Raw genomic sequence first — 2,519 nt, 5'->3', positions numbered from 1 at the left:
GTCCGGCCATCACGTTCTGCAGCAGGATCGCATCCCCGACGTTTCGCGCCAAAGGTCCGGTGTGGCAGTAGAAATCGAGGTTGAACGGCGGCTCGTCCGGATTGCGCCCGTAAGGCGGCTTGAAGCCGACAAGACCGCAGGCCGACGCGGGAATTCGGATCGACCCGGCAATGTCCGAGCCGGTGGCGATCGACGACGTGCCGGACGCCAGCGTCGCCGCGGCACCGCCGGACGAACCGCCGGGCGTGAAATCCGGGTTCCACGGATTGCGCGTCACGCCCCAGCGTTTCGACCAGGTGTAGCCGGCGCAGCTGAATTCAGGCGTCGCCGTGCGGGCATGGACAATGCCTCCGGCCTTGATGATGCGCTCGTTCATCGTCGACGTATGGCCACCGATGGCATCCCGGGACAGCAGCGAGCCGTGCGAGGTCGGCTTGTCCTTGATGTAGCTCTCGTCCTTGATGCCGATCGGCAGTCCCTCGAGCGCCCCGGTACGGGCCCCCCTGGCGTATTTCGCCTCGGCTTTCCTGGCCAGGTCCATCGCCTCGTCGAAATGCGTGAAGGTGAGGCAGTTGATCGTCGGCTTGGTGGCTTCGGCGCGGCGGATGGTGGCCTGCATCAGTTCGACGGGCGAAAGCTTCTTTGCCTTGAACAGCCGCAGCGCCTCGCTGGCCGGCATGTAGCAAAGGTCGAGATCGGTCATGGGAAGTCTCCTGCGATCTGCGCATCGCGTTGCATGGACGGAGATGACCGCGCCGCGTGCAGCGGCGCGGGAAAGCCTGGTCAGGTCATTTCTGCAGGTCGGTCCAGATCTTCGTGTAGAGCGCCTGCACGTCGGGCGGGCATGCCTGCATGAACTGGCCCTTGGCGGCGAAATCGGCGGGAATGTTGACTTCCGGCGCGGTCTTCATGTCGTCGGGCATGAAGGCTTCCGAGCCCTTGATACCGTTCGAATAACGCGCAAAGGCTGAGATCAGTGCCGCATTCTGCGGATCCATGATGAAATTCTGGAACAGCTTGGCGTTGTCGACATTTTTGGCGTCCTTGAGGACAGCGACATTGTCCATCCAGATCGGATAGCCTTCCTTGGGATAGCCATAGACGATCTTGTCGTTCTCAAGCCGCTCGCGCAGCGATATGCCGTTCCAGTTGACGCCCGCGGCGATGTCGCCCCTGCCCAGGCCATCGACGGCCGCATAGTCGAGCGAAAGCCATTTCGCCTTCGCCTCCACCAGCTTGTCATGCACCTTCTTCAGCATCTGCATGTCGCTGCTGCAATATTTGCCACCCTCGTAAGCGATGGCGAGGAACATGATGTCACCCATTTCGGGTACGACATTGATCTTGCCGACGAGTTCGGGGGGTGGGTCGAGGAAGATCGCCGATGTGTTGGGGTCGCCGGCATAAACCGACTTGTTCACCGAAATGCCGGTCGTGCCCCACTGCCATGGAACGGTATATTTGCGGCCTGGATCGAATGGAACATCGACCCACCTGGGATCGACGTTCTTGAAGTTCTCCATCTTGTTGGGATCGGTCTCCAAGAGCAGACCTTCGCTGATCCAGACCGGCACGACGCTCGCCGAGGGCACGACGATGTCATAGCCGGAGGCGCCCTGCCGGACCTTGGCCAGGGCGGTATCGTTGGAATCATAGTCGGTGACGGTGACCTTGACCTTGTAGGTCTCCTCGAACTTCTTGATCAGGTCGGGACTGGTGTAGTTGCCCCAATTGTAGATGTTGAGTTCGCCGTCGGCATGGGCAACGCCCGTGACAGTCAGCAGCGACAGGCCGATGGCCGTCGCGGTCAGTTTCCAGTTCATGCTGTATGCTCCCATTGTTGGGACCGGCGGCGTTACGGCCTCAGGTCCGTTTCCTGCTGACGAAAAGATGGCCGCGACAATGCCGATCGACGGCACGAGAACGGCCGTCGACATCGCATTTGCGGCATGCGGCGCACCGGCAACGGCAAGCCGCATCGCAGTCGAGATATTCCCCTCTTCATGGTGGCCATTCACCGGCTGGCGCCGGCTGTCCAACTCAATTCGCGACCTCAGGAGTAACTATGACTAAACATGCAGTCAATATCTTTATGCGGATACGGCCAGGGCTCGCCGATGGGTGCGCCCGATGCGGTGGTGACCAAGTGGGCAGCCAGGAAAGAGCTTTGGCCGCGACGCCGGGCGCGTCAGGCCGTTGGGGCCGCAACGGTTCCGGCCGCAATTCGCTGACGGAACCAATCGAAGGTGCGCCCGATGCCTTCCTGATAGCTCGTCCTGGCTTCCCAGCCAGGAAGGACATGCCTCGCCGACGTCAGGTCCGGACGCCGATTTGTCGGATCCTGGGGAGCCGGAGGGTGGTGCTCGATGCGGCTGCCGGGGACAAGCGACCTGACGAATTCCGCGATGCGCAGGACGGAAACCTCGTGATCGTTGCCGATGTTCAGAGGGCCGCGATGCGAGATGCCGTCGCGCCAGAAGTAACGTTCCAGCCCCTCGACGATGTCGTCGACATAACCC

At 61.6% G+C, this 2,519-nt stretch carries 3 protein-coding genes and 1 pseudogene; 1 reads left to right on the top strand and 3 read right to left on the bottom strand.

Going from position 1 to position 2,519, the window contains the following annotated elements; all coding sequences use genetic code 11:
- Together EN991_RS31790 and EN991_RS31785 are read right to left on the bottom strand one after the other, a co-directional pair.
- Positions 1-703 (bottom strand): amidase (locus EN991_RS31790; protein ID WP_164769513.1); only part of this gene is annotated, 703 nt, incomplete at its 3' end.
- A gap of 85 nt (positions 704-788) precedes the next feature.
- Positions 789-1,823 carry an extracellular solute-binding protein gene (locus EN991_RS31785; RefSeq protein WP_013531376.1) on the bottom strand — a complete coding sequence of 345 codons (1,035 nt, stop codon included), beginning with the start codon at positions 1,821-1,823 and terminating at the stop codon, positions 789-791.
- On the opposite strand from EN991_RS31785, the gene EN991_RS31780 reads away from it, so the two are divergent.
- The gene (locus tag EN991_RS31780; RefSeq protein ID WP_127370232.1) at positions 1,795-2,073 is read left to right on the top strand and encodes a hypothetical protein; all 279 of its coding nucleotides are present in this window, start codon (positions 1,795-1,797) and stop codon (positions 2,071-2,073) included. The two genes, EN991_RS31785 and EN991_RS31780, sit on opposite strands and share 29 nt — an antisense overlap.
- A 115-nt stretch (positions 2,074-2,188) precedes the next feature.
- On the opposite strand, the pseudogene EN991_RS31775 reads toward EN991_RS31780, so the two are convergent.
- Positions 2,189-2,519: pseudogene (locus tag EN991_RS31775) on the bottom strand (UDP-glucose 4-epimerase); the annotation flags it as partial.

This window comes from Mesorhizobium sp. M7A.F.Ca.US.005.03.2.1 (assembly GCF_003997795.1).
Taxonomy (GTDB): domain Bacteria; phylum Pseudomonadota; class Alphaproteobacteria; order Rhizobiales; family Rhizobiaceae; genus Mesorhizobium; species Mesorhizobium ciceri.
The sequence above is the reverse complement of the archived record's forward strand: the minus strand, read 5'-3'. Positions and strand labels throughout refer to the sequence as shown.

Bases quoted from the DNA above. Each gene is read 5' to 3' on its own strand.
- EN991_RS31780 (WP_127370232.1), top strand. From the start codon at position 1,795: ATGGCCGTCGCGGTCAGTTTCCAGTTCATGCTGTATGCTCCCATTGTT.
- EN991_RS31785 (WP_013531376.1), bottom strand. From the start codon at position 1,823: ATGAACTGGAAACTGACCGCGACGGCCATCGGCCTGTCGCTGCTGACT.